This window comes from Blastococcus sp. VKM Ac-2987 (assembly GCF_026967805.1).
GTDB lineage: Bacteria > Actinomycetota > Actinomycetes > Mycobacteriales > Geodermatophilaceae > Blastococcus.
In genome coordinates this window covers 766,190-786,907 of the sequence record NZ_JAPVBG010000002.1, presented here as the reverse complement: position 1 = coordinate 786,907, position 20,718 = coordinate 766,190, and the positions used below count along the sequence as shown (strand labels likewise).

Sequence of the window (20,718 nt, the reverse complement as noted above, 5' to 3'; positions counted from 1 at the left end):
GGCCCTTTCGTCACCTACCGGGGATCAGCCCCGCCAGTCGTACTCCTCGAGGCGGACGGCCTCGCCGGTGCCCTGACCGAAGACGTCCGGGCTGTAGTACTGCCCGTCCTCGTAGCCGGCCATGGTGTAGACGGCGGCCCGCGCCTCCTCGGTCGGCTCGACCGTGATGTTCCGGTAGCGGCTGATGCCCGTCCCCGCCGGGATCAGCTTTCCGATGATCACGTTCTCCTTGAGGCCGAGCAGGCTGTCGCTCTTGCCCTGGATCGCGGCGTCGGTGAGCACCTTGGTCGTCTCCTGGAACGAGGCCGCGGACAGCCACGACTCGGTCGCGAGCGAGGCCTTGGTGATGCCCATGAGCACCGGACGGGCCGAGGCGGGCTCGCCGCCCTCGGCGACGACGCGGCGGTTCTCCGTCTCGAAGATCGTCCGCTCCACCAGCGCACCGGGCAGGAACTCCGTCGCCCCCGAGTCGATGATGGTCACCCGCTTCAGCATCTGGCGGATGATCACCTCGATGTGCTTGTCGTGGATCGACACACCCTGCGAGCGGTAGACCTCCTGGACCTCGCGGACCAGGTGCAGCTGCACCTCGCGGGGGCCCATGATCCGGAGCACCTCGTGCGGGTCGACCGCACCCTCGGTCAGCTGCTCGCCGACCTCGACGTGGGCGCCGTCCTCGACCCGCAGCCGCGACCGGCGCGACAGCTTGTCGTAGACGACCTCGTCGGAGCCGTCGTCCGGGGTGATGGTGAGCTTCCGGAACTGCTCGCCGTCCTCGATCCGGACGGAGCCGGCCAGCTCGGCGATCGGGGCCTTGCCCTTGGGGACGCGGGCCTCGAAGAGCTCCACCACACGCGGCAGACCGTGGGTGATGTCCTCACCAGCGACGCCACCGGTGTGGAAGGTGCGCATCGTCAGCTGGGTGCCGGGCTCGCCGATCGACTGGGCGGCGATGATGCCGACCGCCTCGCCGACGTCCACCAGCTTGCCGGTCGCCAGCGACCGGCCGTAGCAGGTGGCGCAGGTGCCCAGCAGCGACTCGCAGGTGAGCACGCAGCGGACCTTGACCTCGGACACCTGCGCGTCGATCAGCGTCTGGATCAGGACGTCACCCAGGTCGGCGTTCGCCGGGGCGATGACCGTCCCGTCCTCGGCCACCACGTCGGCGGCCAGGGCGCGGGCGTAGACGCTGGTCTCCACGTGGGCGTCACGCGTGACGACCCCGTCGACGACGGTGCCGATCGGCATGAGCACGCCGCGGTCGGTGCCGCAGTCCTCCTCGCGGATGATGACGTCCTGCGAGACGTCCACCAGACGACGGGTGAGGTACCCGGAGTCGGCGGTCCGCAGGGCGGTGTCGGCCAGGCCCTTGCGGGCGCCGTGCGTGGAGATGAAGTACTCCAGCACCGACAGACCCTCCCGGAAGTTGGCCTTGATCGGCCGCGGGATGATCTCGCCCTTCGGGTTGGCGACCAGACCGCGCATACCGGCGATCTGGCTGATCTGCATCATGTTGCCTCGGGCACCCGAGTTGACCATGACCCAGACCGGGTTGGTGGTCGGGAAGTTGTCCACCATCGCCTGGGAGACCTCGGCCCGCGCGCGGGTCCAGATCTCGATCAGCTCGCCACGACGCTCGGCGTCGGTGATGACGCCGCGCTCGTACTGGCGCTCGATCTTGGCGGCCTCGGCCTCGTGCCGGTCCATGATCGCCGGCTTCGACGGCGGCGTGACGACGTCGTCGATGGCGATCGTGATGCCCGCGCGGGTGGCCCAGTGGAACCCGGCCGACTTGAGGGCGTCCAGCGTCGCCGCGACCTGCACCTTGGGGTAGCGCTCGGCGAGGTCGTTGACGATCGCCCCGAGCTCCTTCTTCGGCACCTGGTAGTTGACGAAGCGGTAGTCCTCGGGCAGGGCCTCGTTGAACAGCACCCGGCCCAGGCTGGTCTGCACGAGCGCGGGGGCACCCGGGGTCCAGTCCTCGGGCTGCTCCCACGGCTCGTTCACCGTGCCGTTGTCGACGCCGTAGACCTCGTCGAGGCGGATCCAGGCCCGCTCCTGCAGGGCCAGGTCACCCTTGTCGTAGGCCATGACGGCCTCGGACGCCGAGGAGAAGGCACGCGGCTGACCACCGTCGGCCTCCAGCGGCGAGGCCACCAGGGTCGTGAGGTGGTACAGGCCCAGCACCATGTCCTGCGTCGGCGCGGTGATCGGGCGACCGTCGGCCGGGCTGAGGATGTTGTTGCTGGACAGCATCAGGATCCGGGCCTCGGCCTGCGCCTCGGCCGACAGCGGCAGGTGCACCGCCATCTGGTCACCGTCGAAGTCCGCGTTGAACGCGGTGCAGACGAGCGGGTGGATCTGGATGGCCTTGCCCTCGACCAGCTGCGGCTCGAAGGCCTGGATGCCCAGGCGGTGCAGCGTCGGCGCGCGGTTGAGCAGCACCGGGTGCTCGGTGATGACCTCTTCCAGCACGTCCCAGACGACGGGGCGCGCGCGCTCGACCATCCGCTTGGCGGACTTGATGTTCTGCGCGTGGTTGAGGTCGACCAGCCGCTTCATGACGAAGGGCTTGAACAGCTCCAGCGCCATCTGCTTGGGCAGGCCGCACTGGTGCAGCTTCAGCTGCGGGCCGACGACGATGACAGAGCGGCCGGAGTAGTCGACGCGCTTGCCGAGCAGGTTCTGGCGGAACCGGCCCTGCTTGCCCTTGAGCAGGTCGCTCAGGGACTTCAGGGGCCGGTTGCCCGGGCCGGTGACCGGCCGACCGCGACGACCGTTGTCGAACAGCGCGTCCACGGACTCCTGGAGCATCCGCTTCTCGTTGTTCACGATGATCTCGGGGGCGCCGAGGTCCAGCAGGCGCTTCAGCCGGTTGTTCCGGTTGATCACGCGGCGGTACAGGTCGTTCATGTCGCTGGTCGCGAAGCGGCCACCGTCGAGCTGCACCATCGGGCGCAGGTCCGGCGGGATGACCGGGACGCAGTCCAGCACCATGCCCATGGGCGAGTTGCGGGTCTGCTGGAACGCCGCGACGACCTTCAGCCGCTTGAGGGCCCGCAGCTTGCGCTGGCCCTTGCCGCTGCGGATGGTCTCGCGCAGCGAGGCGGCCTCGGCGTCGAGGTCGAAGCCGGAGAGCAGCTTCTGCAGCGCCGCGGCACCCATGCCGCCCTCGAAGTACTCGCCGAAGCGGTCGCGCAGCTCGCGGTACAGGCCCTCGTCGGCGATGAGCTGCTTGACCTCGAGCTTGCGGAAGGTGTCCATCACCTCGTCGAGGCGGTCGATCTCCCGCTGGGAGCGGTCCCGCAGCTGGCGCATCTCGCGCTCGCCGCCCTCGCGCACCTTGCGGCGGACGTCGGACTTGGCGCCCTCCGCCTCCAGCTCGGCCAGGTCGGCCTCGAGCTTCTGCTGGCGCGCCTCGACGTTCGCGTCGCGCTGGCCCTCGAGGTTGGACTTCTCCGCGCTGATCTCGGCCTCGATGGTCGGGAGGTCGCGGTGGCGCGCCTCGTCGTCGACCGAGGTGATCATGTAGGCCGCGAAGTAGATGATCTTCTCGAGGTCCTTGGGCGCCAGGTCGAGCAGGTAGCCCAGGCGCGAGGGGACGCCCTTGAAGAACCAGATGTGCGTGACCGGCGCGGCCAGCTCGATGTGGCCCATCCGCTCGCGGCGGACCTTGGCCCGGGTCACCTCGACGCCGCAGCGCTCGCAGATGATGCCCTTGAACCGGACGCGCTTGTACTTACCGCAGTAGCACTCCCAGTCCCGGGTGGGACCGAAGATCTTCTCGCAGAAGAGACCGTCCTTCTCCGGACGGAGGGTCCGGTAGTTGATGGTCTCGGGCTTCTTCACCTCACCGTGGCTCCACTGGCGGATGTCGTCGCCGGTGGCCAGCCCGATGCGGAGCTCGTCGAAGAAGTTGACGTCGAGCAAGGTGTGACCCCTTTCAGGGGCTAGTGCTTCGCTTCTATGGCTTGGAGGTGGTGGCCGGCCGGCCCCGATCGCTCAGGGCCGGCCGGCTACCGGTCAGACGTCTTCGACGGACGACGGCTCGCGGCGGGACAGGTCGATGCCCAGCTCCTCCGCGGCCCGGAAGACCTCGTCGTCGGTGTCGCGCAGCTCGATCGCGTTGCCGTCGCTGGAGAGGACCTCCACGTTGAGGCAGAGCGACTGGAGCTCCTTGAGCAGCACCTTGAACGACTCCGGGATGCCCGGCTCGGGGATGTTCTCGCCCTTGACGATGGCCTCGTAGACCTTGACGCGGCCGAGGATGTCGTCGGACTTGATGGTGAGCAGCTCCTGCAGCGCGTAGGCCGCGCCGTAGGCCTGCATCGCCCAGCACTCCATCTCGCCGAAGCGCTGGCCACCGAACTGCGCCTTGCCACCCAGCGGCTGCTGCGTGATCATCGAGTACGGGCCGGTCGAGCGGGCGTGGATCTTGTCGTCGACCAGGTGCAGCAGCTTCAGGATGTAGACGTAGCCCACCGAGATCGGCTCGGGGAAGGGCTCCCCCGACCGGCCGTCGAACAGCCGCGCCTTGCCGGTCTCCTTGACCATCCGGTCGCCGTCGCGGTTCGGGATCGTCGAGCCCAGCAGGCCGACGATCTCGTCCTCCTTGGCGCCGTCGAACACCGGGGTCGCGGTCCGGGTGCCCGGGCCCGCGGCCTTCGCCTTCTCGGGCAGGTTCTTCGCCCAGTCCGGGTCCCCGTCGACCTGCCAGCCCTGCTTGGCGACCCACCCGAGGTGGGTCTCCAGCACCTGCCCGACGTTCATCCGGCCGGGCACGCCGAGCGGGTTCAGGACGATGTCCACCGGGGTGCCGTCCTCGAGGAACGGCATGTCCTCCTGCGGCAGGATCTTCGAGATGACGCCCTTGTTGCCGTGGCGCCCGGCGAGCTTGTCGCCGTCGGAGATCTTGCGCATCTGGGCGACGTAGACCCGGATCAGCTCGTTGACGCCGGCGGGCAGCTCGTCGCCGTCCTCGCGCGAGAACACGCGGACGCCGATGACCTTGCCGGACTCACCGTGCTTGACCTTCAGCGACGTGTCGCGCACCTCGCGGGCCTTCTCGCCGAAGATCGCCCGCAGCAGCCGCTCCTCGGGGGTCAGCTCGGTCTCGCCCTTGGGCGTGACCTTGCCGACGAGGATGTCGCCGGGGACGACCTCGGCACCGATGCGGATGATGCCGCGCTCGTCCAGGTCGGCCAGCACGTCCTCGGAGACGTTCGGGATGTCCCGGGTGATCTCCTCGGCACCGAGCTTGGTGTCGCGGGCGTCGACCTCGAACTCCTCGATGTGGATCGAGGACAGGACGTCGTCCTGCACGAGGCGCTGCGACAGGATGATCGCGTCCTCGTAGTTGTGGCCCTCCCACGGCATGAAGGCGACGAGCAGGTTCTTGCCCAGCGCCATCTCGCCCTCGTCGGTGCAGGGACCGTCGGCGATGACCTGGCCGGCCTCGACGCGCTGGCCCTCGTCGACGACGGGGGTCTGGTTGATCGAGGTCCCCTGGTTCGAGCGGCGGAACTTCAGCAGCCGGTAGGTCTGCCGGGTCCCGTCGTCGGCCATGACCGTGACGTAGTCGGCGGTGGAGTCCTCGACGACACCGGCCTTCTCCGCCACGACGACGTCGCCGGCGTCGACGGCGGCACGCAGCTCCATGCCGGTGCCGACCAGCGGGGCCTCGCTGCGCAGCAACGGCACCGCCTGACGCTGCATGTTGGCGCCCATGAGCGCGCGGTTCGCGTCGTCGTGCTCGAGGAACGGGATCATCGCGGTGGCGACCGAGGTCATCTGCCGCGGCGAGACGTCCATGTAGTCCACGTTCTCGGGGGCGAGGTAGTCGACCTCACCGCCCTTGGTGCGGACCAGGACGCGCTCCTCGGCGAGGCGGCCCTGCGCGTCGAGCGGCGAGTTCGCCTGCGCGACGACGAAGCGGTCCTCCTCGTCGGCGGTCAGGTAGTCGATCTGGGTGGTGACCTGACCGTTCTCGACCTTGCGGTACGGCGTCTCGATGAAGCCGAACGCGTTCACCCGGCCGAACGAGGACAGCGAGCCGATCAGGCCGATGTTCGGGCCTTCCGGCGTCTCGATCGGGCACATGCGGCCGTAGTGGCTCGGGTGGACGTCGCGGACCTCCATGCCGGCCCGCTCACGGCTCAGACCACCCGGACCCAGCGCCGACAGGCGGCGCTTGTGGGTCAGGCCCGCGAGCGGGTTGGTCTGGTCCATGAACTGGGACAGCTGGCTGGTGCCGAAGAACTCCTTGATGGAGGCGACGACCGGCCGGATGTTGATCAGGGTCTGCGGCGTGATCGCCTCGACGTCCTGGGTCGTCATCCGCTCGCGGACCACGCGCTCCATGCGGGAGAGGCCGACCCGGATCTGGTTCTGGATCAGCTCGCCGACGGTGCGCAGGCGGCGGTTGCCGAAGTGGTCGATGTCGTCGGTGCCGTGCTCGGGCTCGCCGGCGTGGAGGCGCACGACGTACTCGATGGTGGCGACGATGTCGTCCTCGGTCAGCGTGGAGGTGCCCTGCGGCACCGCGACGCCCAGCTTCTTGTTGACCTTGTACCGGCCGACCTTCGCCAGGTCGTAGCGCTTGGGGTTGAAGAACAGGTTCTCCAGCAGCGCCTGCGCCGACTCGCGCGTCGGCGGCTCGCCCGGCCGCAGCTTGCGGTAGATGTCGAGCAGCGCCTCGTCCTGGCCGGCGATGTGGTCCTTCTCGAGCGTGGCCAGGACCGTGGGCGACCACTGGAAGTGCTCGCGGATGCGGTCCTCGCCCCAGCCGAGCGCCTTGAGCAGCACGGTGACGGGCTGGCGGCGCTTGCGGTCGATGCGGACGCCCACGGTGTCGCGCTTGTCGACGTCGAACTCCAGCCACGCACCGCGGCTGGGGATGACCTTGGCGGAGAAGACGTCCTTGTCCGACGTCTTGTCCAGGGTCTTGTCGAAGTAGACGCCCGGGCTGCGGACCAGCTGGGAGACGACGACGCGCTCGGTCCCGTTGATGACGAACGTGCCCTTGTTCGTCATGATCGGGAAGTCGCCCATGAACACCGTCTGGCTCTTGATCTCGCCGGTGGTGTTGTTCATGAACTCGGCGGTGACGAACAGCGGCGCCGCGTAGGTCATGTCCTTGTCCTTGCACTCCTCGAGGGACGCCTTGACGTCCTCGAAGCGCGGGTTGGAGAAGGACAGCGACATCGAGCCGCTGAAGTCCTCGATCGGGGAGATCTCCTCGAGGATCTCGGCCAGGCCGCCGACGGCCTCGGCCTGCTCCTCGGGCGAGAGCGTGGCCCGCCACTCGGGGCTGCCGACCAGCCAGTCGAAGGACGCGGTCTGCAGGGCGAGCAGATCCGGGACCTCGAGCGGCTCGGAGATCTTGGCGAAGGAGACGCGCAGCGGCGCGCCGGGGATCTTCTGCTGGTCGGCCTCGCCGGTGCGGGGGCCGTCCTGTGGAACCGGGGTGGTCTGGGTGCTACCCGACTCGGTGGTGCCGGGGGTGATGCTGGTGGGGCGAGAGCCTGCCAAGATGCGTCCTTCCAAGGACCTCACGACGTGCGGGCGGTGGGTGCGGGTCGTCCTGGGTCGTCGTCGGTAATGGCGAGGCTGTCCGCGACGGCCGCGATCGCCCGCTACGACGGTCAGCGCGGGCGACGCCAGGAGGATTCCCGGGCACCCGTCGTGACCCGTCTCGGCGGGCAGGCAGTCAGAGGGCAGCGCAACAGGAGACCCTACCCCTGGTGTTGCGCGATGTCCACGCGGGGGGTACCGGTGCGACCGGCACCACAACCCTGGACGAGGACCGCGACCGGCCGGCGGGGCGTGCGCCACCACCATGATGCACGCCGCCCCGCCCCGGCGGGACCGCCACGCCGGGGCGGCAGGGGAGCCGCGCCCCGCCCGTGGCGGGCAGCGCCGGCTCACCGGCGCATCACCCGCCGGCCGCACCCGGACGTGCGACAGGGGCCGCCCTCCTGGTGGAGGACGGCCCCTGTACGAGGTGAAGCGCTCCCCGGCCGGGCCGGGGGAGGCGTCACGTCGCCGTGACGTACCCGGCGGTCGGGACCGCCGGGTGGGGGGTCACTTGACGGTGACGGTGGCGCCGGCGCCCTCGAGGGCGGCCTTGGCCTTCTCCGCGGCGTCCTTGGCGACCTTCTCCAGGACGGGCTTCGGCGCGTTGTCGACCAGGTCCTTGGCCTCCTTGAGGCCGAGGGACGTCAGGCCGCGCACCTCCTTGATGACCTGGATCTTCTTGTCGCCGGCAGCCTCGAGGACGACGTCGAACTCGTCCTGCTCGGCAGCGGCCTCGTCGCCACCGCCGCCGCCACCGGCGGCCGGGGCGGCCGCGACGGCGACCGGGGCAGCCGCGGTGACGTCGAACGTCTCCTCGAACTGCTTCACGAAGTCGGACAGCTCGAGGAGGGTCATCTCCTTGAAGGCGTCGAGCAGCTCGGTGCTGGAAAGCTTGGCCATGGTGTCTCCTTCTGGGATCAGTCGTCGCTGGCCGCGTCGGCGGCAGCGGTGTCAGCGGTATCGGTCGTGGTGTCGGCAGCAGCGGCGTCGGCGGTGGAGTCGGCACCCTCGGCGGGCTTCTTCTCCTTGAGCGCCTCGGCCAGGCGGGCGACCTGCGACAGCGGGGCCTGGAACAGCCCGGCAGCCTTGGTCAGGTTGCCCTTCATCGCGCCGGCCAGCTTGGCCAGCAGCACCTCGCGCGGCTCGACGTCGGCCAGGGCGGTGACCTCGGCGGGGCTGACGGTGCGGCCCTCGACGACACCACCCTTGACGACGAGCAGCGGGTTGGCGCGCGCGAAGTCGCGGATGGCCTTGGCGGCCTCGACGACGTCGCCCTCGATGAAGGCGATCGCGGTGGGGCCGTTGAGCAGCGGGGCCAGGTCGGAGTGACCGACCTGGTTCGCGGCCCGCTTCGTCAGGGTGTTCTTGACGACGGCGTAGCTGCTGCCCTCACCGAGGGATCGGCGCAGCTGGGTCAGCTGGGCCACGGTCAGCCCGCGGTACTCGGTGAGCACCGCTGCGCTGGACGACTGGAACCGCTCGGTGATCTCGTCGATCACCGCGGCCTTCGCCTGCGTGGGCATGGGCCTCCTCTCGTCTGTCGGGCGACCACTGGACGCTGCACGACGACGGGCGATCGACGCCCCGGAGACACGAGACGCCCCGGCGCAGGCGCACGGGGCGAAGGGCGGGCGCACGTGGGCGCCCTGCTCTCGAACCGTCCTCCTGCGCGGGTCGTCCGACATCTGCGGACCTTCGATCGCACGTGGACGTGCGACGACCAGCGGTCTTGGGGGGAACGTCGACAAGGGTACGCCATGTCGGCACGTGCCCGGGAGGCACCCCGGCCGGACGTGCGAGGGCCCCGCAGCGCGGTGCGCTGCGGGGCCCTCGGAGCACGTCGCTCAGGCAGTGCCCATGGTGTGGCTACGCGCCCCGGTCCGCGCCTCGCTCGTTGCTCGCTGCGATGCTCCCGGGGCTGTCGCTCAGGCGCTGGGCTCGTCCACCGTGAGGTTGCGGGTGCGGTTCGGGTCGACCGGGATGCCCGGGCCCATCGTGGTGGAGATGGTGACCTTCTTGACGTACCGGCCCTTGGCCGAGGAGGGCTTGGCCCGGAGGACCTCGTCGAGGGCGGCGGCGTAGTTCTCGACCAGCTTGGCCTGGTCGAACGACGTCTTGCCGATGACCAGGTGCAGGTTGGCCTGCTTGTCGACGCGGAAGTTGATCTTCCCGCCCTTGATGTCGTTGACCGCCTTGGTGACGTCGGGGGTCACGGTGCCGGTCTTCGGGTTCGGCATCAGGCCGCGGGGGCCGAGGATGCGGGCGATGCGGCCGACCTTCGCCATCTGGTCAGGGGTCGCGATCGCCGCGTCGAAGTCCAGGAAACCGCCCTGGATCCGCTCGATCAGGTCCTCGGAGCCCACGACGTCGGCGCCGGCCGCCTCGGCCTCGGCCGCCTTGTCGCCGGTCGCGAACACGATGACGCGGGCGGTCTTGCCGGTGCCGTGGGGCAGGTTGACCGTGCCGCGGACCATCTGGTCGGCCTTGCGCGGGTCGACGCCCAGGCGCATGGCGACCTCGACGGTGGCGTCGTAGGCGGTCGTCGACGTCTCCTTGGCCAGCGTGGCGGCCTGGAGCGGGCTGTACAGGGTGTCGCGGTCGACCTTGTCGGCCGCGGCGCGGAACTTCTTGCCGTGCTTCGCCATGGGGATTCCTCTCCGGGGGCGGATGCCCCGGTCATGTGGTGTCCGGGCCTGGCGGGGCCCTCCCACAGGTGCTGGGTGGTGCGGGTGCGGGCTGGTCAGCCCTGGACCGTGATGCCCATCGACCGCGCGGTGCCGGCGATGATCTTCTCGGCCTGCTCGAGGTCGTTGGCGTTGAGGTCGACCATCTTGGTCTGGGCGATCTCGCGCACCTGGTCACGGGTGACCGTGGCGACCTTGGTCTTGTGCGGCTCGCCCGAGCCCTTCTCGACACCGGCGGCCTTGAGCAGCATGCGCGCGGCCGGCGGGGTCTTGGTGACGAACGTGAAGGTCCGGTCCTCGAAGACCGAGATCTCGACCGGGACGACGTCGCCGCGCTGCGACTCGGTCGCCGCGTTGTAGGCCTTGCAGAACTCCATGATGTTGACGCCGTGCTGGCCGAGCGCCGGACCCACGGGCGGCGCGGGGGTGGCCGCACCGGCCTTGATCTGGAGCTTGATGACCGCGGTCAACCGCTTCCTGGGGGGCATGACTTCCTTCTTCTGGGACTGAACAGCTCGTACGGGTTACCGGGTCAGATCTTCTGGACCTGGCTGAACGACAGCTCGACGGGGGTCTCGCGGCCGAAGATGGACACCAGCACCTGCAGCTTCTGCTGCTCGGCGTTGATCTCGTTGATGGTGGCGGGCAGCGTCGCGAACGGACCGTCCATGACGGTGATCGACTCGCCCACCTCGAAGTCGACGACGGCGGCCGGGGCGGCCGGGGCACCGCCGGTCGACGCGGCGGCCTCGGTGGCCCGGGGCGCCTGCGGCGCGGTGGCGGGCACCAGGATCTTGACGACCTCGTCGAGGGTCAGCGGCGAGGGCTTCGAGGTGGCCCCCACGAAGCCGGTGACACCGGGGGTGTTGCGGACCGCTCCCCACGACTCGTCGTTGAGCTCCATGCGGACCAGCAGGTAGCCCGGCAGCACCTTGCGGTTGACCTGCGAGCGCTTGCCGTTCTTGATCTCGGTGACCTCCTCGGTGGGCACCTCGATCTGGTAGATGTAGTCCTCGACGTCCAGCGACTGGATGCGCGCCTCGAGGTTGGTCTTCACCTTGTTCTCGTAGCCCGCGTAGGAGTGCACGACGTACCAGTCGCCCGGAGCGATCCGCAGCGCCTTCTTCATCGCCTCGGCGGGGTCCTCGTCCTCCTCCGGCTCGACGTCGGAGTCGGGGGCCGCCGCGGCCAGCGGGTCGCTGACGAGGGTGTCCGGGTTCCCGGTCTCGATCTCCGGCGCCACGTCGGAGACGGCGGTGTCGGTGTCGAGGTCGGCGGTGTCGCTGGAACCCTCGGCGGAACCGGTCTCGCCGGCGCCGGTCTCGACGTCGGCGGTGCCGCGCTCGTCGAATCGGGCGTCGTCCAGGTCGGTGCCTTCGACCGCACTGTCGGTCTCGAAGGGCTCGCGGGGGTCGGTCACTGCTTCTCCTCGCTGGCGCTCGTCGGCGTCGTGACCGACGGTGCTGCGCTCATCGGTGATCTCGCAAGCTCGATCACGGGGGTCTCTTCCTTGTCAGGGGGTGTGCAGGCGCGGGACGACGGTCAGCCGAAGACGGCGATCACGCCCTGCGCGAAGAGGAGGTCGAGGCCGGCGACGAGCGCGACGATGAAGGCCACGAAGATGATCACCACGGTGGTGTAGGTGATCAGCTCGCGGCGGCCCGGCCAGATGACCTTGCGCAACTCGGCGACGACCTCGCGCAGGAACCGCGCGAGCGAGCGGCGGGGCTGCATCTCCTCGGCGCGGGCCCGCTCCGCCGCGGCCCGCGAGCGGGTCCCGGCGCCGTCCCGGCCGGCCGCGGTGGCCGATCGCCCGGCCCGGCCCGTGCCGGCAGCCGGCTCGTCGTCCTCGTCACCCTCGGCGGTGATCCGGCCCCGACGGCGGCCGTGCCGGTCACCGGTGCCGGCGACGACCTTGTCCTCCTCGGACTCCGCCTCACCGGCGATCTGGTCCTCGGCGGCCTCGAGCGCGGACGCGTCGTCGACCCCCGGGGCCTCGCGGTCGAGCTGCTCGTCGGTGAGCTCGGCGTCGGAGGCGGCGCGAGCGTCGTCCTCGCGGTCCGGCTTCTCGTCGCTCACTGCGCCTCGCTCGCCTCGTCGTGGTGGCCGCTCGCGCGAGGGCCGTCGGTCGGTGGTCTTCGTGTCCTGCTGGCAGGGGTGACAGGACTTGAACCTGCAGCCTGCGGTTTTGGAGACCGCTGCTCTGCCAATTGAGCTACACCCCTGTGCCCTGGGTGGGCCCGGAACGGCGTCCTCGCCATGACGGCACCCGACCTCGGGAGGAGATCCGGGGCACGCCGGTGACGGGGTCAGCTGCCCCAGAGCCGCAAGTGTACGGGACCGGTTCCGCCGGGAGCCAACCTCCCGGCCGGGGCGCACCCCGGGGGTGGTTCGGCGCCGGAGCCGTGACCGGGGCCCGCGCGCGGAGGGTGGTCTTTGACACGATGGTCCCATGACCGCCGCCTCCTCCTCGGAGTCCGCCGCCCCCACGACCCCGCTGCCGCCCACCGAGCGGCGCGTGTCCCGCCGCATCGGCGCGATCACCGAGTCCGCGACCCTGGCCGTGGACGCCAAGGCGAAGGCGCTCAAGGCCGCCGGGAAGCCGGTGATCGGCTTCGGTGCCGGTGAACCCGACTTCCCGACGCCCGACTACGTGGTCGAGGCGGCCATCACCGCGGCCCGCACCCCGGCCATGCACCGCTACACCCCCGCGGGCGGGCTGCCGGCGCTCAAGGAGGCGATCGTCGCCAAGACCGCGCGCGACTCGGGCCTCCAGGTCACGCCCGCGCAGGTCCTGGTGACCAACGGCGGCAAGCAGGCGGTCTACGAGGCGCTGGCCACCATGCTCGACCCGGGGGACGAGGTCCTGCTGCCCGCCCCGTACTGGACCACCTACCCGGAGGCGATCCGCCTGGCCGGCGGCGTCCCGGTGCCCGTGATCGCCGACGAGCAGAGCGGGTACCTGGTGTCTGCCGCCCAGCTGGAGGCCGCCCGCACCCCGCGCACCAAGGTGCTGCTGTTCTGCTCGCCGTCCAACCCGACGGGCGCGGTCTACCCCCTCGAGCAGGTCGAGGAGATCGGCCGCTGGGCCGTCGAGCACGGTCTGTGGGTGCTCACCGACGAGATCTACGAGCACCTGACCTACGGCGGCGCGACCGCGCCGTCCATGCCGGTGGTCGTCCCGGAGCTGGCCGACCGATGCGTGGTCGTCAACGGGGTCGCGAAGACCTACGCGATGACCGGGTGGCGGGTCGGCTGGATCGTCGGCCCGGCCGACGTGGTGAAGGCCGCGACCAACCTCCAGTCGCACGCGACGTCGAACGTCGCCAACGTCTCGCAGGCCGCGGCCGTCGCGGCGCTGAACGGTGACCTCTCCGCGGTGGCCACCATGCGCGAGGCCTTCGACCGGCGGCGGCAGACGATCGTGTCGATGCTGCGGGACATCCCCGGCATCGCCTGCCCCGAGCCGCAGGGCGCGTTCTACGTCTACCCGTCGGTGAAGGGGCTGCTGGGCCGGCCGATCGCCGGGCGGACCGCGCAGACCAGCGTGGAGCTGGCCGAGCTCATCCTCGAGGAGGCCGAGGTGGCCGTCGTCCCCGGCGAGGCCTTCGGCACCCCGGGCTACGTCCGCATGTCCTACGCGCTCGGTGACGACGACCTCGTCGAGGGCGTCACCCGCATGCAGCGCCTGCTCGGTCAGGCGGGCTGAGCACCGGCCCCGTCCTCCTCGCGCGGCGTGCGAGGAGGACGGGGCCGGCCTCGGTGCCGGGTCATGGGATGCGGACGACCGCGCGGGCGAGCGAGAGGACCTTCTCACCGGAGCTGGTGACGGTCAGGTCGATCCGGGCGCGGCCGTCGTCCCCCACGGAAGCGACCCGGCCGCGGACCACGACCTCGGCACCGGCGTCGTCGTCGGGCACGACGACGGGACGGCCGAAGCGCACCTGGTACTCGACGAGCGCCGCCGGGTCGCCGGTCCACTCGGTGACGGCGCGGGCGGCCAGCGCCATGGTGAGCATGCCGTGCGCGATCACCCCGGGCAGCCCGACGGCCGTGGCCACCCGGTCGCTCCAGTGGATGGGGTTGAAGTCCTTGGAGGCGCCCGCGTAGCGCACCAGGTCGGCGCGGGTCACCGGGAAGGTCCGGTCCGGCAGCTCGGTGCCGACGGCGATCTCCGGCCGGCTCATGCCGCTCCCCCGTCCGCTCCCCGGGCGACGAGCATCGTCGTCGCCGTGCAGACGGCCTCGCCGTCCTCGGTGGTCAGCTCGACCCGCGTGGTCAGCAGGTCGTTGCCCCCGACGCTGCGCACCGCCTCGATGCTGGTGGTGGCGACCAGCCGGTCACCGGCGCGGATGGGCCGGTGGTGGGCGAACCGCTGCTCGCCGTGGACCACCCGGCTGTAGTCCAGGGAGACGTCCGGGTCGTCCAGGACGACGTTGGCCGCGCCCAGCGACACGACGACGGCGTACGTCGGGGGCGCGATGACGTCGGGGTGGCCGGCGGCACGGGCGACCTCCGGGTCCAGGTGCACCGGATCGGTGACACCGACCGCGGCGGCGAACTCGGCGAGCACCACCCGGCCGACCTCGTGGACGGCAGAGGGCGGGTAGCTGCGCCCGACCAGTCCTCGGTCCAGCGTCATGCTCCCGCCCTCCTGCTCAGTCGCGGACCGCGGTCAGCGGGTCTCGCGGTGCAGCGTGTGCTTGCGCTCGCGCGGGCAGTACTTCTTCAGCTCGAGCCGGTCGGGGTCGTTCCGCCGGTTCTTGCGGGTGATGTAGTTGCGGTTCTTGCACTCCTGGCAAGCCAGGGTGATCTTCGGACGGACGTCGGTGGCTGCCATGGAGTTCTCCTAGCCTTGTGGGACAGGGCCGCGGGTCGGGCCCTGCTGCCGGGCCGGCACGGGGCCGACACGGCGACGGACCCCGGGGCGGGGTCCGTCGTGAGTAGCGGTGACCGGACTTGAACCGGTGACACAGCGATTATGAGCCGCTTGCTCTACCAGGCTGAGCTACACCGCCGGGATGACCTCGCGGGCCGGTCTCGCGACAGGACCGGTAGGTCGGGTTACTGCCAGAGCCCCTTTACGGAATCGAACCGTAGACCTTCTCCTTACCATGGAGACGCTCTGCCGACTGAGCTAAAGGGGCGTTGCTCGGAGCCTCGGAGACTGTACCTGGCCGTGCTGACCGGGTCTGCGCCGGGGCGCAGGTCCCTTCCGAACCGTGCGGGGAAAACTCTAGCAGTCAGGTCCGGACGAACAGACGACGGTGGGTGGCGCCCGGCGCGGCCGACCGCACGCCCGTGCGCGCGAGCAGCCACTTCTCCAGCCGGTCCTCCGGCAGCGGGCGGCTGATCAGGAACCCCTGCAGCTTGTCGCAGCCCATGGCCATCAGCTGGTTGCGGGTCATCTCGTCCTCGACGCCCTCCGCCACGACGCACAGGCCCAGGTTGTGCGCCAGCTCGATGATCGAGCGGGCGATGAACGACTCCCCCTGGCTGGTGGCCATCGTGAGCACGAAGGACTTGTCGATCTTGACCTCGTCGATGGGCAGCTGCCGCAGCTGCGACAGCGACGAGTAGCCGGTGCCGAAGTCGTCCATCGACAGCCGGAGACCGAGGGCGTGGAGGTCCTCCAGGACCGCGCTCTCGCGCACCGAGTCGTCGACGACGCTGCTCTCGGTGAGCTCCAGGACGAGCAGCTCCCCGGGCACCTGGTGCCGCGCCAGGGCGCCCCGGACCCGCTCGACGAGGTCCGGCTCGCTCAGCGAGCGGGCGGAGACGTTGACCGCGACCGACAGCGAGATGCCCTGGTCCAGCCAACGCCGGCAGCGTGCGAGCGCGAGGTCGAGGACGTGGTCGGTGACGTCCTCGGGCGGGATGGCCCCGTACCGCGGGTGGGTCCAGCGGACCAGCGTCTCCACCGACACGATGTCGGAGGTGTGGGCGTCGATGACCGGCTGGTAGACGACCCCGATCTGGCCGTCGGCCATGGCCTGCTCCAGCTCGGTGCCCAGCTGCAGCCGGCGGAGGCTCTGCTGGTCGAGCACCGGGTGGTAGCTCGCCACACCGCCGGAGCTCCCCGCCGCCAGCAGGGCGACGTCGGCCCGCTGCATGAGCGTCCCGGCGTCGGTCCCGTGCACCGGGGCGGCGGCGACGCCGATGGTCAGCGACACCTCGAGGTCGAGCCCGGCCACCCGGACACGGGTGGCCGCGCCCTCCCGCAGGCGCCGCGCGGCCTGCTCGGTGGCCGCGAGGGAGAGGCCGGGCAGCAGCACCGCGAACTGCTCGCGCTCCATGCGGGCCAGCAGCGCCCGGGGCGGGGCGTGCTCGCGCAGCAGGCCGGCGGTGACCAGCAGCAGTTCGTCGCTGGCCGCGTGGCCGAGGGTGTCGGTGACGTCGGCGTAGGTGCCGAGGGAGGCGAGGATCAACCCCGCCTCCCCGCCACCGCCGGGCGACACCAGCCGGCTGACCTCGTCGGCGAGCCGCTGCCGGTTGGGCAGGCCGGTGAGCCGGTCGTGGTCGGCGTCGTAGCGGATGCGCGTCAGCAGCTGCTGCTGCCGGATCGCGGCGTTGACGTGGGTGAGCATGGAGTCCAGCGCGCCGCGCTCGCTGCGGCCGAAGGACACGATGTCGCTGCGGCGGTCGCAGACCTCGAGGTAGCCCGGTTCGCCGGCGGCCGTGGTCACCGGCGCGCCGAGCAGCTCGGACACGCCCCGGCGGGCCAGGGCGGCGGTCTCGGGCCCGTCGGCGCGGCCCACCGAGACCCGGATCGCCCCGCCGGTGGAGGCGACCGCGCGGCGCCGCACCAGGTCGTCGGAGTCACCGGGCCCGTCGTACCAGTCGGCGCCGTCCTCGGTGGCCACGACGAGCCGGGGCCCCTCGTCGAGGTAGGGCGGCAGCCAGAGCGCGACCCGCTCGGCGTTGAGCAGCTCGCGCACGGCCTGGACGATCTGCCGGGTGCCGGCCTCGTCGGGCTCGATCTCCTCCACCCGGCGGGCGAACTCGTAGACCCGCTCGAGCGAGTGGCTCTCGCGGGTGACCGCGGCGAACCGGCGGTAGACCAGCACGAGCGCCACGGCCATGGGCACGACCAGCAGCCACGACCACAGCGTGGTGTGCAGCAGCAGGAGGACGACCAGCCCGATCGTGACCGCGACCGGCTGGACCACGACGACCGGGACGAACAGGCTGGTCCAGATCGCGCGGCCGGGGTACCCCTGGGTGAAGGTGATCGCCCCGGCGACGAGGCCCGCACCCACCACGTTCGCGGCGAACACGGCAAGCAGGCAGGACAGCCAGGTCGACGGCGCGGCGAGAGCACCGGTCGGCAGGAGCGTCAGGATGGCGGTGGCGACCCCGGCCTCCAGCACCGCGACCGCGGTGTTGAAGGCAACCTTCGCCGCGGGGAGCCGCTGGGCCAGGAGTACGACCGCCACGGCAGCCGCCCGGGTGGCAGCGGTCCATGCGCCACCCACCTCGAGCAGCGCGATGACGAACGCCACCTCGCTCGCCGAGCTGTGGAAGCTCTGCCGGCGGAACTCGACGTGGACATTGACCCACTCCGCGGCCACCGCGGTGAAGAGCACTGCGAGGAGCACCGGCGCCGAGACTCGCAACGGCTGATCGGCGAGCAGCAGCAGGACCCCGACCGGGCAGGCGACCGACAGACCCAGCAGCGCGACCGTCCACGGGCTGCGCGCAGGGCGCGGCCGCCGAGGCTCGCTGATGTCCTGCTCAGGCACGTGCAACCGCGCTCTCTCCCGGGTCGATGGGCGGGCGAAGGCTAACAGCGACTTCCTTCACCACCAGCCCCATCCGCCCCGGAAGGGTCAGTCGGTCCCGTGCCGGAACGTGCCGTTCACGTCCAGGGAACCCTCGGGGGTGGCCGCTCCGCGGAACGGCCGCCCCCGGGACGGGCGGGAGGGGCGGTCAGGCCGACCGACGCGTCCACTTGACGCCACGCGTCCACTTGACGCCGCGGCTTGCCTGGACATTGCGCTGCACGGTGCTGTTCATGGCGTCTCCCTCTGGGCACGATTGATTGGCTGAGCGGCAGCCATCTACGCGCGGGGGCAGAGCGTCGTCGAATACGGACCGCGCGTGAGACACTCCTTCCCGTCACCATTAGCGACAAGCATGTCGGTGATGACACGCCGCGTCCGCCGTCATGTCGTGACCAACCGCCACTTTGATCACACGGTCCGTGAGTCGGCGCGCCGGGCGGCGCCGCGGGCGAGGGGCGATACTCCCCGGCGCCGGAACGGGGCGGCGGACCGCCGTCCCGGGTCCGCCGCCGCCGTCGTCCACAGGGGTCACCGGCGTGTGCGTCGGATGGGTGAACCGCCGTCCACAGCGTCCACAGTTCGTGTCCACAGCTGGTGGACGACCGGCCCCGGGTGCCTAGGCTGCCGCGCGTGCGCCCCGCCCAGGACGACCGCGAGCGCGGGTCGACGCTGCCCTTCGTCCTGGTGTGCTGGCTGGTCGCCGCCCTGATGACCCTGGGCGCCATCGCCGCCTCCGACGCCTTCCTGGAGCAGCAGAGGGTCCAGTCGGTGTGCGACAGCGCCGCCCTCGCCGCGGCGAACCAGGCCGACGAGGCCGTCGTCTACGCGCGGGGGGTCGGCACGGAGCTGCCGCTCACCCGTGCCGCGGCGCAAGCCGCGGTGGCCGACCAGCTGGCCGACGGCGGGGTGCAGCTGGACAGCTGGGCAGCCGAGACCGACGGCGCGGAGGTGACCGTGCGGTGCACCCGCCACGTCGACATCGCCTTCGGCTGGCTCTTCCTGGGCGGTCAGCAGCTCGAGCGGACGGCCGTCTCGAGCGCCCGGGCGCCCACGCTGCCCTGATCCCACCCCGGGAACGGCGACGGCCCCCGACCTGGTGGTCGGGGGCCGTCGTACCGGGTGTGGCGGGTGAAGGATTCGAACCTTCGTAGGCTAAGCCGACGGATTTACAGTCCGCTCCCATTGGCCACTCGGGCAACCCGCCGCGATTGGTACGCGGGAGAGAGTAACAAGACGCGGGCCCGGCACGTGACGGGTCCCCACCGACGGGCCGCTGCAGCGGCCCCGTCCCGCACGGAGAGGAACGACATGGCCGACGCATCCTTCGACGTCGTGAGCAAGGTCGACCGCCAGGAGGTCGACAACGCCCTCAACCAGGCGGGCAAGGAACTCTCGCAGCGCTTCGACTTCCGCGGCACGAACGCCACCATCGCCTGGGCCGGGGAGGATGGCGTCACCCTGCAGGCCGACACGGAGGAGCGGGTCGCCGCGGCGCTCGAGGTGTTCAAGGAGAAGCTGATCAAGCGGAACATCTCGCTCAAGGTGCTCGACGCCGGCGAGCCGCAGTCCTCCGGCAAGAGCTACAAGATCGGCGCGACGATCAAGCAGGGCATCGAGTCCGACACCGCCAAGAAGATCGCCAAGCTGATCCGCGACGAGGGCCCCAAGGGGGTCCAGGCGCAGATCCAGGGCGACCAGCTGCGGGTGAGCGGCAAGAAGCGCGACGACCTGCAGGCGGTGCAGCAGCTGCTGCGCGGGGCCGACCTCGACGTCGCCCTGCAGTTCGACAACTACCGCTGATCCACGCGGAGGGCCGCCTCGTCCTGCCGTGGCAGGACGAGGCGGCCCTCGGTGGTGTTGCGCCGGTCAGGCGATGGAGCGCACGTTCGACCCGCGGTCAGCGGACCGCTCGTTCGCCGCACCGTCGGTGTCGACGACGGCGCGCAGGAGCAGCCCACCCTGCAGCTTGATCAGGCGCGAGGTGAGCGTCGCCACGTAGCGCACGCCCACCCGCGGGTCGAGCACGGTGCGCGGCGTGACGTCCAGCGCCGCCCGCCGGACCTTGGCGACCAGCTCAGCGGGGCTGGGCTGGTGCAGCCAGGCCGGACCCGCCGGGCCCTGGGGACCCTGCACGCCGGGCAGACCGACGGGGCCCACCGGCCCGGACCGACCCTGCTCCCCCTGTGCGCCCTGCAGGCCGAGGACACCTGCCGCGCCCTGCTCGCCCCGGGAGCCGGGCAGGCCCTGCACGCCGCGCAGGCCCTTCTCGCCCTGGTCGCCGGTCTCGCCGATGACCCCGCGCGGACCCTGGGCGCCCAGGAGTCCCTGCTCACCGCGGGGACCCTGCTCGCCCTGCTCACCGGCCGCACCGAGCAGGCCGGTCTCGCCGCGCGCCCCGGTCTCGCCGGCAGCACCCTGCTCGCCCTGCTCACCGGGACGACCGGTGGAGCCGGGCAGACCCTGCTCGCCCTGCGGGCCGGTCTCCCCCTCCGGACCCTGCGCACCGATCTCGCCCTGGACGCCGGCCTCGCCGCGGGGACCGATCGGCCCCTGCTCGCCCTTGTCGCCGCGCTCGCCGGCGGGGCCGACCTCGCCCTTCTCGCCCTTGTCGCCGCGCTCGCCGGCGGGGCCGACCTCGCCCTTCTCGCCCTTGTCGCCGCGCTCGCCGGCGGGGC

16 protein-coding genes and 4 tRNA genes are annotated in these 20,718 nt (G+C 71.3%); 3 read left to right on the top strand and 17 right to left on the bottom strand.

The annotated features are described in order from the left end of the window. Nucleotides 1–24: 24 nt before the first annotated feature. The 9 genes from O2W17_RS12665 to O2W17_RS12625 all read right to left on the bottom strand — a co-directional run bounded on the left by O2W17_RS12665 (nucleotide 25) and on the right by O2W17_RS12625 (nucleotide 12,484). Nucleotides 25–3,930, bottom strand: a complete 3,906-nt coding sequence (locus O2W17_RS12665; protein WP_269192790.1) for a DNA-directed RNA polymerase subunit beta' — start codon at nucleotides 3,928–3,930, stop codon at nucleotides 25–27. A gap of 93 nt (nucleotides 3,931–4,023) precedes the next feature. After that, nucleotides 4,024–7,530 carry a DNA-directed RNA polymerase subunit beta gene (gene rpoB / locus O2W17_RS12660; protein ID WP_269192789.1) on the bottom strand — a complete coding sequence of 1,169 codons (3,507 nt, stop codon included), beginning with the start codon at nucleotides 7,528–7,530 and terminating at the stop codon, nucleotides 4,024–4,026. Nucleotides 7,531–8,082: 552 nt separating this feature from the next. Further along, nucleotides 8,083–8,475 (bottom strand): 50S ribosomal protein L7/L12, encoded by a 393-nt coding sequence (gene rplL, locus O2W17_RS12655; RefSeq protein ID WP_269192788.1) that lies wholly within the window; start codon nucleotides 8,473–8,475, stop codon nucleotides 8,083–8,085. A gap of 17 nt (nucleotides 8,476–8,492) precedes the next feature. After that, a complete protein-coding gene (gene rplJ, locus O2W17_RS12650) occupies nucleotides 8,493–9,098 on the bottom strand; it encodes a 50S ribosomal protein L10 (RefSeq protein WP_269192787.1) in 606 nt (201 codons plus the stop codon). Nucleotides 9,099–9,500: 402 nt separating this feature from the next. Beyond that, nucleotides 9,501–10,220 (bottom strand): 50S ribosomal protein L1, encoded by a 720-nt coding sequence (gene rplA / locus O2W17_RS12645; protein WP_269192786.1) that lies wholly within the window; start codon nucleotides 10,218–10,220, stop codon nucleotides 9,501–9,503. Between the two features lie 95 nt (nucleotides 10,221–10,315). Continuing rightward, nucleotides 10,316–10,747: a 50S ribosomal protein L11 gene (gene rplK, locus O2W17_RS12640; protein ID WP_269192785.1), complete on the bottom strand. Its 432-nt coding sequence runs from the start codon at nucleotides 10,745–10,747 to the stop codon at nucleotides 10,316–10,318. 44 nt (nucleotides 10,748–10,791) lie between these two features. Continuing rightward, complete coding sequence (gene nusG / locus O2W17_RS12635) at nucleotides 10,792–11,679, bottom strand: transcription termination/antitermination protein NusG (protein ID WP_269192784.1); 888 nt, start codon at nucleotides 11,677–11,679, stop codon at nucleotides 10,792–10,794. 122 nt (nucleotides 11,680–11,801) lie between these two features. Then, nucleotides 11,802–12,338: a preprotein translocase subunit SecE gene (gene secE / locus O2W17_RS12630; protein WP_269192783.1), complete on the bottom strand. Its 537-nt coding sequence runs from the start codon at nucleotides 12,336–12,338 to the stop codon at nucleotides 11,802–11,804. A gap of 70 nt (nucleotides 12,339–12,408) precedes the next feature. Then, nucleotides 12,409–12,484 (bottom strand) — tRNA-Trp (locus tag O2W17_RS12625). Between the two features lie 227 nt (nucleotides 12,485–12,711). Between O2W17_RS12625 and O2W17_RS12620 the strand changes: the two genes are divergently transcribed. Beyond that, complete coding sequence (locus tag O2W17_RS12620) at nucleotides 12,712–13,968, top strand: pyridoxal phosphate-dependent aminotransferase (protein ID WP_269192782.1); 1,257 nt, start codon at nucleotides 12,712–12,714, stop codon at nucleotides 13,966–13,968. Nucleotides 13,969–14,029: 61 nt separating this feature from the next. On the opposite strand, the gene O2W17_RS12615 is transcribed toward O2W17_RS12620, so the two are convergent. The 6 genes from O2W17_RS12615 to O2W17_RS12590 all read right to left on the bottom strand — a co-directional run bounded on the left by O2W17_RS12615 (nucleotide 14,030) and on the right by O2W17_RS12590 (nucleotide 18,001). Continuing rightward, a complete protein-coding gene (locus O2W17_RS12615) occupies nucleotides 14,030–14,446 on the bottom strand; it encodes a MaoC family dehydratase (protein ID WP_269192781.1) in 417 nt (138 codons plus the stop codon). Next, nucleotides 14,443–14,901 (bottom strand): FAS1-like dehydratase domain-containing protein, encoded by a 459-nt coding sequence (locus O2W17_RS12610; RefSeq protein WP_269192780.1) that lies wholly within the window; start codon nucleotides 14,899–14,901, stop codon nucleotides 14,443–14,445. The genes O2W17_RS12615 and O2W17_RS12610 overlap by 4 nt, the downstream gene beginning before the upstream one ends. Before the next feature lie 33 nt (nucleotides 14,902–14,934). Then, complete coding sequence (rpmG, locus tag O2W17_RS12605) at nucleotides 14,935–15,099, bottom strand: 50S ribosomal protein L33 (protein WP_014378026.1); 165 nt, start codon at nucleotides 15,097–15,099, stop codon at nucleotides 14,935–14,937. 104 nt (nucleotides 15,100–15,203) lie between these two features. Beyond that, nucleotides 15,204–15,277, bottom strand: a tRNA-Met gene (locus tag O2W17_RS12600). Nucleotides 15,278–15,333: 56 nt separating this feature from the next. Continuing rightward, a tRNA-Thr gene (locus tag O2W17_RS12595) sits at nucleotides 15,334–15,406 on the bottom strand. A 96-nt stretch (nucleotides 15,407–15,502) separates the two neighbouring features. Beyond that, nucleotides 15,503–18,001, bottom strand: coding sequence for a putative bifunctional diguanylate cyclase/phosphodiesterase (locus O2W17_RS12590; RefSeq protein ID WP_269192779.1), 2,499 nt, complete (start codon nucleotides 17,999–18,001; stop codon nucleotides 15,503–15,505). 672 nt (nucleotides 18,002–18,673) lie between these two features. Between O2W17_RS12590 and O2W17_RS12585 the strand changes: the two genes are divergently transcribed. Further along, entirely contained in the window at nucleotides 18,674–19,105 is a 432-nt protein-coding gene (locus O2W17_RS12585; protein WP_269192778.1) for a pilus assembly protein TadG-related protein, read from the top strand. 60 nt (nucleotides 19,106–19,165) lie between these two features. Here the strand turns inward: O2W17_RS12585 and O2W17_RS12580 are convergent. Next, nucleotides 19,166–19,247, bottom strand: a tRNA-Tyr gene (locus tag O2W17_RS12580). A 104-nt stretch (nucleotides 19,248–19,351) separates the two neighbouring features. Between O2W17_RS12580 and O2W17_RS12575 the strand changes: the two genes are divergently transcribed. Further along, a complete protein-coding gene (locus O2W17_RS12575) occupies nucleotides 19,352–19,843 on the top strand; it encodes a YajQ family cyclic di-GMP-binding protein (RefSeq protein WP_269192777.1) in 492 nt (163 codons plus the stop codon). A gap of 66 nt (nucleotides 19,844–19,909) precedes the next feature. Here O2W17_RS12575 and O2W17_RS12570 read toward each other — a convergent pair. Then, nucleotides 19,910–20,718, bottom strand: an 809-nt coding sequence (locus O2W17_RS12570; RefSeq protein WP_269192776.1) for a collagen-like protein, incomplete at its 5' end; no start/stop codon positions are given.

What these genes read in the sequence shown, in the direction of transcription:
- rplL (WP_269192788.1), bottom strand. Translation starts at nt 8,475, where the DNA reads ATGGCCAAGCTTTCCAGCACCGAGCTGCTCGACGCCTTCAAGGAGATG.
- rplJ (WP_269192787.1), bottom strand. Translation starts at nt 9,098, where the DNA reads ATGCCCACGCAGGCGAAGGCCGCGGTGATCGACGAGATCACCGAGCGG.
- rplA (WP_269192786.1), bottom strand. Translation starts at nt 10,220, where the DNA reads ATGGCGAAGCACGGCAAGAAGTTCCGCGCCGCGGCCGACAAGGTCGAC.
- rplK (WP_269192785.1), bottom strand. Translation starts at nt 10,747, where the DNA reads ATGCCCCCCAGGAAGCGGTTGACCGCGGTCATCAAGCTCCAGATCAAG.
- O2W17_RS12620 (WP_269192782.1), top strand. Translation starts at nt 12,712, where the DNA reads ATGACCGCCGCCTCCTCCTCGGAGTCCGCCGCCCCCACGACCCCGCTG.
- O2W17_RS12615 (WP_269192781.1), bottom strand. Translation starts at nt 14,446, where the DNA reads ATGAGCCGGCCGGAGATCGCCGTCGGCACCGAGCTGCCGGACCGGACC.
- O2W17_RS12610 (WP_269192780.1), bottom strand. Translation starts at nt 14,901, where the DNA reads ATGACGCTGGACCGAGGACTGGTCGGGCGCAGCTACCCGCCCTCTGCC.
- rpmG (WP_014378026.1), bottom strand. Translation starts at nt 15,099, where the DNA reads ATGGCAGCCACCGACGTCCGTCCGAAGATCACCCTGGCTTGCCAGGAG.
- O2W17_RS12575 (WP_269192777.1), top strand. Translation starts at nt 19,352, where the DNA reads ATGGCCGACGCATCCTTCGACGTCGTGAGCAAGGTCGACCGCCAGGAG.